The following is an 8,939-nucleotide window of genomic DNA, read 5'->3' on the forward strand; positions in this document are numbered from 1 at the left end:
TTCATCTAAAGCAACCTATACCATGTGGTTTGAAATCCTGCGAATAAGCGAGTATTCGTGAGCATTATCTATTAAACTGAGGGAGTTCATTAAGGGTTTTCTAAATATGTTTAAAGCTAACAAAGAATAAGTAAAGTCATCCTTACGAGATTTAAAGTTTCTTAACAAACATTATTAAAGTACAATGTTTAATATACTTAACTGAAAGCGAGTGATTTACTATGATAGTCAGCTCTTTCCATTCATCAATTAAATTCGAGGTACGGAAGGATTAGTAATTATTGAATTCTTCCGTGCACAAAAAAACGGAGGAAACAATATATGTTTAGTTATTACAGTAAACTTTGTACGGAGCTTTATGATTTTACAAAACCTGTGGGGTATTCTATAGACGGTGATATTGAATATTACCAAGAACGATTAAAAAACTGTCAAGGGCGAATTTTAGAAGCAGCAGTCGGATCAGGTCGTTTTATAATTCCATTTCTTGAGGCAGGATATACAGTTGATGGAATTGATTATTCTCCTGAAATGTTAGATTCTTGTCGTATCCGTTGTGAAAAACGAGGATTAAAGCCAAATTTATATGAAGGTAATTTACAAGATTTTTCATTGCCATCAAGTTATGAGGCGATTATTATTCCAACTGGTTCGTTTTGTTTGATAGAAAATAGAGAAGACTCTTTAGACGCATTAAGGTGTTTTTATAAACATCTTGTTTCAGGTGGACGTTTGATTGTGGACCTTGAATTACCTCATGGTTGGAAAACGGGAGAGACATCTACTTCAACTTTTCCTCTACCAAGTGGCGACGGGATTACGATGGAAAACAAATCAATAGAAATTGATTGGCTTAATCAAATTACTGTATCCTATTCAAAATATGAGAAGTGGCGAAAAGGCAAGTTAATTGAAACTGAACTGCAGAGATTTGCAATGCGTTGGTATGGAATTGAGGAATTTAAACTAATTTTGGAAAGTATTGGTTTCTCAGACATAACTTGCTCTGCTGATTATAGTTATAAGAAGCAACCATCAAATGCGCGCCAAATTATTACATTTGAAGCTGTACGAAAGTAATAATTTAAGAAAGTATAAATGGGACAACTTAAAGTTTTGTATAAAGGGCTGAGTGTGTTTTTACACTCAGTTATTCATATATTTTAATCAACTAACGGGTGCGTTAGCTGAAGATCAGAGCCGTCCTAAAGGCGGCTCATTTGAAACTCAAACCGCATTCTTAAAGAAATTAGGTTCGAATGATTCAATTGCAGTATTAAGTTGTACATTTTAAGGCTCAAGTTGCTCTTTCGATGTTGTAACCGAGTCTCTGTAAGTTGATAATAGTAAAATTTAATCCTTTTTTTTCGAGTGGTGACATTTTTGTTGTGTTACTGCCCCATATCCAATAAATTGGTAACTTCTGTGATAATATATGACCATTCTTCGACATTGGGGTCAATCACTTTAGAGTGCTCGGCGGATGGGATTTCCACCATTTTTACCTGATCTCCAGAAGCATCTGCTGCACGTTTGTAGTTATAACTAATTCCGATTGGCACATTAATGTCGAGTGATCCGTGAATAAGAACTTGTGGAACTTGAAGGGGTAATAACTGAATTGGAGAAGCTTGCTCATAACGCTCCGGAACCTCTTTGGGTGTCCCACCTAACAAATCAGATACAGGATGGTTATTTTCTTTACCGAATTCTGAAAGACGTAAATGATGAACATCATCCATGAGTGCAAGATCGTTAACCCCTGCTAAGCTTATCGCTCCCTTAAGAGAAAGTGGTTGATCAGTAGTTCTTAAAACACTATTTTCTGGTAGTTTCTTACGACCTGCTAACCATAAAGCTAGATGCCCTCCTGCAGAATGCCCAATAGCAATAACCCGGCTTAAATCAAGATGATTTTCTTCCGCTATTTGTTGTAAATAATCGGCTGCATTTGCAGCATCAATTAAAGTACCTGGCCATCCTCCGCCTTCATCTCCAACACGACGAAATTCAATGTTCCAAGTCGCTATTCCCCTCGACGCCAAATCTTTTGCTACAGGTTCTATCATATCAAGGCCCCAAATGTTTTTCCAAAATCCACCGTGCATGACAATTGCAACTGGATAAGGACCCTCTCCTTCAGGGAGACGGAGATCCCCAAACTGCAACTGATTTTTTCCGTAAGTGAATCGTTTATTCCGTATACTCATAAGAGCACCTCCATGTTTTTCTGGACTTTTTCATTCCAAGCCTAAACGTAGTTAGGGGATGCTATAAAATAATTTAAAGCAAATTTAGCCATAGGCAAGTTTATCCCCCATATGATGACGAGAATCGGGGAAACCTCCTTGTTATGATTACATAATCTATGATATTATACTTAACAACATAAATAAAATGAATGTTTTTAATAGGTGGTATGAGTATTTACTTATGATGACGATTACACAACTACAAGTGCTAGTAACAGCGATAGACACAGGCAGTTTCACAAAAGCTGCACAAACTTTAAATATGACCCAGCCGGCTGTCAGTCATGCCATATTGAATTTAGAGACAGATTTAGGAGTTACCTTATTGTTTAGGGATCGAAAAAAAGGCTTGATTCTAACGGACGTTGGAGAAAGTATGCTATTCCATATTAGAGCTATTTTGGATCATATAAATAAGATTGAACAGGAGGTGGCTGCTGAAAAAGGACTTGAGATAGGAACAATACGAGTTGGAAGTTTCTCTAGCGCTTCCACTAAGTTTTTGCCTAGAATTATTAAGATATTCCGCCAAAAATATCCTTCTCTGAAGATTGTTATTTTCGAAGGGTCGTTAGATGAAATAGAGGATTGGTTATCTACTAAAAAGGTTGATGTAGGATTTGTCATCCCCCCAAGAAAAGAAATGGATGTAATATCAATTGCTAAAGATAAAATGGTTGTAATTTTACCAAAAGCCCATCCTTTGTCCAAGACAGATTCTATTCATATCAATGATTTAGAGAACGAACCATTAATTTTATGCAGAGGAGGATTTGAATCACCAATTATTGATATATTTAAAAAGAGTAGAGTTAAACTGTGTGCTGAATTTACTGTGTCTCAAGTTAATACTCTGTTGAAAATGATTCAAGAAGGGCTAGGCATAGCAATCGTTCCTAATCTTATCATAGAACATTTACCAAATGACCTTTGCATAAGAACTTTAGAACCAACATTTTGTAGAGAAATTGCTATAGCAGTTCCTTCATTAAAAGAAGCTTCTATTGCTGTAAAGTTGTTTATTGAAGAGATGCAAAATTTAGATTAAACTTTCGTTATGTGAAGTCCAAATGATAATATCTATAACTATTGACAATTTCAGAAAAACACTATGTTCGAAATTAAGACAAAATCCAAGGGGAAATGCTCCTTGGATTTTTTTAGTGTGCCCAGCATGGGTGCAGGTTCTAGGGTGTAAGTCCCGAACAGTGAAGGCAGTAGTAACTGTAGCTTAAGACAAGGGTATGAGGGGTGACTCTCATATCTGAAGGAAGTCGGCGGCAAACTTCTGCTCCGAAGGAAACGAATCTCATATAAGGCTAGGTGACAGTGGATGAGTCTGCTAAACAAGATAAAGTCCTTACTGCCGAAGGTGTCACAAAGTAAATGAGGCGGAGACATGGAAGGAAAGTCTGTACTCTTACCCGGGGAGAACATCGATAGAAATGGGGATTTTTATTCCGATGAAAATGGGGAAAAGTAAACCGGTATTGACAACTGGTAATTAAGCGACCTTTTTTTGCTCTAACAGCGCGTTTGTACAACCAGAGGAATAGAAAAATAATTAAACTTTTGTATACTAACGGGGCAGGATAGTTCATAAAGCATAGTTCGTACGAACTGTGCGATAGATAAATGCTGTGTAACCTAAAATATATATTATGGAAATCATCAACTATTAAAACAATTTTGCCTTGCGAGTGTACTAATAGTTCGTATGGTTACTGACTCATTTAAATTATTCTCTAGTTTCCCCCCTGTTAGATGCATTGTTATTGAACTATTACATAGTCGATTTGCACAAGAGGGACATCTCCATCCTTCATTGCAAAAAGGGCTCTGGAGTAAAAATTACAATGAATGCAATCTTTGCTCCAGAACCCGTATATTATTAAGCCTTAGTATTTATTCCAAGTTAATAAAGTATCAAGTGGTAAACGTACTTTTTCAAATCCTGCTTTCATTCCTTTTCCAAGGGAGATTAACATGACCGGTTTGAAGTTTTCCGGTACATTGAATGCTTCAACAAATTTGTCTTCATCAAATCCTCCCATTGGTACTGTATCCAATCCTTTTGCTTTTGCAGCTAACATGATTTGCATGGAAACTAAGCCACCGTCAATCATTGCTACACTTAAAGCTTTTTCAGCGGAAAAGTTACTGTAATTATGCATAATTGAAGCTACATATGGCTCTTTGATTTCATTCTTCATAATGCCTTTATTAACTAGTTCACCATAAATTCGCTCAGCGTTTTTGTAACCTTCTATATCAGCCAACACGGCAATGACAGCAGAGGCATCGACAATTTGTTGTTGGTTATTTGCGATTGGTAACAATTCTTGTTGGACTTGCTTATCTTGAATGACAAGGAATCTCCATGGTTGTAAGTTAGAAGAAGATGGCGCTTGAATCGCAATATCCAGGATTTCACGAATTTCTTCTTCAGTCATCACGTATTCTGGATCGTATTGGCGAACTGATCTCCGTTCTTTTGCGACCGTAATAAAGTCTGTATCAGTAAGGACCTTTGGCTTTTCAAGTGGTATATTCAATTCTTTTGATTTATTTAGGTACTCTTCTTTACTCATTGTATTTTTTGTCATGTATAATGACCTCCATTTAACTGTGTTTATTACAGGAACAGTATATATCAGATACTGTTCTTATGTCAAATACAGTTTAAGAAAAACGAAACCCTATTAGTTTCGTTTCTCACTCTAAGATTTTGATTGTAAATCAGCAATCGTCTTTTGTTCAAGACCTTGTATAATCCAGCTCTCCATCTCATTTTTCAAACCGCATAAAGCATCACGAGAAGATGGTTGAAAGCATTTTTTATCATTCACATCAAGGAAGCCTTTTGAAAAAGGTTCAGATTTTATTGCAGAGTATATATCGGCAAGTATGATTTGATCAGGATCTTTGGCAAGTGAATATCCTCCATCCCTGCCTTCCTTAGCTTGAATCAGCCCTGCCTTTACTAAATTACTTAATATTTTTCTAAGAAAACCAGACTCCGAGTTAAGCTTTGTTGCCAACTTACTGCTGTTACATAATCCCTCATGATCTGCAAGAACAAGTAGAGCTTGTAATGCAAGACTGAACCACATTATACTGGAAACCTTTTCGGTCATTTCTTTCACCTCTCCTCTACTTTAAACTATTTTAATGCATATACAACGAGGTATCAAAGAATTCTGCCGGAAAGCCACTCTTTTTCCAGAACGTTAAATGATATGGATGGATATCTTTCTGGATACGAATTTATAACCATATTTATAACCATCATGCTTTTTATTTAACCAACGCAGTATTAGTCTATCAACACTGACGTTATTTTATTATCCTTGTATTCACCTTTGTAGCATAAGAAAGAACGGATTGTCTCCGCTTTTTATTGAATGATTCCCCCTAAGAGGGAATAAGTGTTTACTTATCATTCCATTTTTCTTTGTATTCATCATAAGCCGCTGTCCAGTGATAGGGCTGTACCTCTGACAATGTTTTAAAAGTTAGGTCTCGTCCTGGTAAACTAACTGCTACTTTAACTGTTGGCCCCCAATAAAATAGTCTTTCTTGGCAAACTCCACAGGGAGAAAGCACTTTAAACTCTGACTTCTCATCATCACGAACTACACATATCGAATGCGTAATCTTTTTATTCAATTTATGGGCCTCTAAAATAGCTCCTGTTTCCATACACAGATTTGTCGAATCGTTTATTATATTAGGAGCGACACTTGTAAGTATTGAACCATCTTCTAAAGCCATTGCTGCTGCTCCACCCCAACCTTCGGGGTATCTTTTTTCTATTAAGTTAGTAACTGCATCAAATAATTTTTGCTCTGTATTCAAGTCATTACCTCCTTTATCATTAGTTAAATTCTAACAACCAATCTATTCGAGGTATAGTTTTTTTAAAGCGAAACTGCCCCTTTAGTTGCATTTGAAAAGAGGCTGCCTCAGCAACCTCTCTTATAAGCAACCGTTTGTTCGTTTTGGTAATTACAGGAAAATATTTTGGGTTTATCGTGAAAGAGTACCTTGCAGTCGATTCACTTCAGCAATCACTTTTTCTTCATCGATCGTTAAGCATCCGCCATCTTTCACAACCATCTTGCCATCAATGTATACATCACATACATCATTTCCGCGTGCTGCGTAAAGTAAATGCGAATACGCTTCACTAAGGGGTTGTAGATGCTCTTTATCATATGGATAAATAGTGATGAAATCTGCTTTTTTATCTACTTCCAAAGAACCCGTATGACCCATGCCAATCGCTTCGGCTCCCATTCTTGTGGCCATGGCCAGTGCCGTTTGCGCAGGGAATTTGGTAGCATCTTTATAAATGCCTTTTTGAAGCAATGCAGCCGTTCTCATTTCCTCGAACATATCGAAGTTGTTATTGGAAGCTACGCCATCTGTTGCAACTCCCACTTTAATGCCTGCATCCAGAAGGCTGACTATATCAGCAATCCCCGATCCCAGCTTTAAATTACTAATTGGATTATGGGCAACACGTACATCATGCTGTTTTAATATCGCTCGCTCTTCATCGTTTAGAACCACACCATGGGCCATCACAGTTGGTTGATCAAACAGGCCTAAACGGCGAAGGTGCTCGACAGGACGGAATCCGTAACGCTTTTCGATGTCCAGAATTTCAAAGTCCGTTTCCGAAACGTGAATGTGTACCATCAAATCATTCTCTTTAGCAATCCGTGCACTCTCCAAAATCGCCTCAGGCGTACAAGCATACGGGCTATGAGGTGCCACCATGGTTGTCAGGCGGCCATCGGCAAACGTTTTATAGTTTTTCGAAAACTGCTCAGCCCCCATGAGGTTCGCTTTTTGTTCTTTTTCCGTACCTAAGCTAAAAATCGTATAGGAAAAGGCACCACGAATCCCGGTTTCTCCAATCGTCTGTATGACAGCATCCGAATCTATACCATTAGGATTAAACATATCCGAAAATGTAGTTGTTCCTGATTTTAACATCTCCAAAATGCCAAGCTGGGTACTAACAGAGGCGATTTCTGTTGTAAACTGGCTCTCAATCGGCCATATTTTAGTTTCAAGCCAAGGCTTCAGCAACATGTCGTCTCCAATCCCGCGTAAAAGGGTCATCACAATATGCGAATGGGCATTCACAAGTCCAGGTAGAACCCATTTTCCGCCAAGATTCACTACTTGATCTACATCTGTCAGTTGCTCTTCAGAATGCTGTCCGATGTAGGATATGCACTGATCTTGCACAATCATCATGCCGTTTTCAAAGATTTGATTTTCCTTGTCCATAGTAAAAAAGTTACCGTTAATATAAATTGTTTTCATTTTTTATTTCCTCCAAAATTATTTCGCATCATTAGAAAAACTTCTTTCTATTCTGCTTTATTAAAAAGCTCCGTTGATAATCCGCTGTATGCCTTCCAAGCTGAGATTTGCCAACCAACCCTACTGCACTTGGGCAGTCTATTGCTGAAGACATGTTCTTTTCAACTACACTTATTATTCTTTCGATATATTTAGCTAACGACAGATAACTATCTATATGAATATCCTCACCTATATAGTGTTAATTACTACTTCTTCTACAATTAAATATTTTCTAGGCTGTGCACTTTCCACGATGATATCTGCCATATCATCCGGATCCATCAGATTCTTCGTCTGTACTAGAGTGAAAATTCTGTTCCAAAATTCGCTAAGTTGTACTTTTACGAACGGTTTAGCAACACGCTTGAGACTGCCAAATCCAAATGGAACTTAAAAAAAACACTTCAAACAAACAAAAAAAGCTATCACAATGACAGCTCCGATTTTAAAGTAAAGCATCCGTTAGTTCAAGAACAATATGACTTTTCCACAAATACCCTTCAAATAAAAGCTTTCTTCAAGTTGCCGTAGACTACGGTAACTTTATTTGCGACCTCTATTAAATTGATTTTAAGAAATTAAAGCTTCATTTTTAGACCCTCATGTGTCGCTTTAAATCCTAAACGTTCATAAAAACGTAACGCTTCTTCTCGCTTTTTATCAGTCGTTAGCTGAATAATATGACAGCCACGCTCTTTTGCACGCTCGATTGCCCATAGAATTAACTTGGTTCCTATACCTTTTCCCCGTTCTGTAGATGCCGTTCGAACCCCTTCAATAGTAGCTCTCCAACCACCTTGATGTGTAATATAAGGAGTAAAAGTAATCTGTTGAACACCAACGATTTCTTCACCAAGGCACGCAACAATCAATTCATTATTCAGGTCTGAATCAATTGATTCAAATGCTTTTAGATAACTTTCTGGAAGAGGATTTTCGTAACGTTCTCTTGTCCTACCCAATTCATCGTCCGCAAGCATTCGTACAATTTCATTTAGGTCTTTTGCTGTGGCCATTCTAAATTTAACCATACTAACCCTCCAAGATTTAAGATAAGGTACTTTAGTACAAGTATACAATCATCCCTTAAAACGTAAACATACGTAATATCCGCGACCCATTTCATTTGGCGTAGTATTTACTCCACAAACTTGATTGAATCATTCAATATCTTTATTGTAAATGTAATAACTTTATTATAAATTCAATAACTGGAGTTAGTATAGTTTCATGGACACATTTTAGTTAAGTCCTTACAATAATTTTTGAGAGGATGTGTCCGTCTTGGAACGTAAGAATACAAGT

8 protein-coding genes are annotated in these 8,939 nt (G+C 37.2%); 2 read left to right on the forward strand and 6 right to left on the reverse strand.

Going from position 1 to position 8,939, the window contains the following annotated elements; genetic code table 11:
* The first annotated feature begins 321 nt into the window (after positions 1–321).
* The gene (locus tag ACQKMR_RS27655) at positions 322–1,080 is read left to right on the forward strand and encodes a class I SAM-dependent methyltransferase (RefSeq protein ID WP_427700127.1); all 759 of its coding nucleotides are present in this window, start codon (positions 322–324) and stop codon (positions 1,078–1,080) included.
* A gap of 311 nt (positions 1,081–1,391) precedes the next feature.
* Here ACQKMR_RS27655 and ACQKMR_RS27660 read toward each other — a convergent pair whose 3' ends face one another.
* The gene (locus ACQKMR_RS27660) at positions 1,392–2,210 is read right to left on the reverse strand and encodes an alpha/beta hydrolase family protein (protein WP_427700128.1); all 819 of its coding nucleotides are present in this window, start codon (positions 2,208–2,210) and stop codon (positions 1,392–1,394) included.
* Between the two features lie 226 nt (positions 2,211–2,436).
* Between ACQKMR_RS27660 and ACQKMR_RS27665 the strand changes: the two genes are divergently transcribed.
* Positions 2,437–3,300: a LysR family transcriptional regulator gene (locus ACQKMR_RS27665; protein WP_427700134.1), complete on the forward strand. Its 864-nt coding sequence runs from the start codon at positions 2,437–2,439 to the stop codon at positions 3,298–3,300.
* A gap of 850 nt (positions 3,301–4,150) precedes the next feature.
* On the opposite strand, the gene ACQKMR_RS27670 is transcribed toward ACQKMR_RS27665, so the two are convergent.
* From ACQKMR_RS27670 to ACQKMR_RS27690, 5 genes are all read right to left on the reverse strand, one after another.
* On the reverse strand, positions 4,151–4,858 hold the full coding sequence (locus ACQKMR_RS27670; protein ID WP_427700129.1) for a nitroreductase family protein: 708 nt from the start codon (positions 4,856–4,858) through the stop codon (positions 4,151–4,153).
* 114 nt (positions 4,859–4,972) lie between these two features.
* Positions 4,973–5,389, reverse strand: coding sequence for an RrF2 family transcriptional regulator (locus ACQKMR_RS27675; protein ID WP_427700130.1), 417 nt, complete (start codon positions 5,387–5,389; stop codon positions 4,973–4,975).
* Positions 5,390–5,684: 295 nt separating this feature from the next.
* A complete protein-coding gene (locus ACQKMR_RS27680) occupies positions 5,685–6,110 on the reverse strand; it encodes a cytidine deaminase (protein ID WP_427700131.1) in 426 nt (141 codons plus the stop codon).
* A 171-nt stretch (positions 6,111–6,281) separates the two neighbouring features.
* Positions 6,282–7,592 (reverse strand): amidohydrolase family protein, encoded by a 1,311-nt coding sequence (locus tag ACQKMR_RS27685; protein WP_427700132.1) that lies wholly within the window; start codon positions 7,590–7,592, stop codon positions 6,282–6,284.
* 620 nt (positions 7,593–8,212) lie between these two features.
* Positions 8,213–8,665, reverse strand: a complete 453-nt coding sequence (locus tag ACQKMR_RS27690) for an N-acetyltransferase family protein (RefSeq protein WP_427700133.1) — start codon at positions 8,663–8,665, stop codon at positions 8,213–8,215.
* Between the last annotated feature and the right edge of the window lie 274 nt (positions 8,666–8,939).

The organism is Peribacillus sp. NPDC096540, from assembly GCF_050278525.1.
Lineage (GTDB): Bacteria > Bacillota > Bacilli > Bacillales > DSM-1321 > Peribacillus.

Bases quoted from the DNA above. Each gene is read 5' to 3' on its own strand.
- ACQKMR_RS27670 (WP_427700129.1), bottom strand. From the start codon at position 4,858: ATGACAAAAAATACAATGAGTAAAGAAGAGTACCTAAATAAATCAAAA.
- ACQKMR_RS27690 (WP_427700133.1), bottom strand. From the start codon at position 8,665: ATGGTTAAATTTAGAATGGCCACAGCAAAAGACCTAAATGAAATTGTA.
- ACQKMR_RS27655 (WP_427700127.1), top strand. From the start codon at position 322: ATGTTTAGTTATTACAGTAAACTTTGTACGGAGCTTTATGATTTTACA.
- ACQKMR_RS27665 (WP_427700134.1), top strand. From the start codon at position 2,437: ATGACGATTACACAACTACAAGTGCTAGTAACAGCGATAGACACAGGC.
- ACQKMR_RS27660 (WP_427700128.1), bottom strand. From the start codon at position 2,210: ATGAGTATACGGAATAAACGATTCACTTACGGAAAAAATCAGTTGCAG.
- ACQKMR_RS27675 (WP_427700130.1), bottom strand. From the start codon at position 5,389: ATGACCGAAAAGGTTTCCAGTATAATGTGGTTCAGTCTTGCATTACAA.
- ACQKMR_RS27685 (WP_427700132.1), bottom strand. From the start codon at position 7,592: ATGAAAACAATTTATATTAACGGTAACTTTTTTACTATGGACAAGGAA.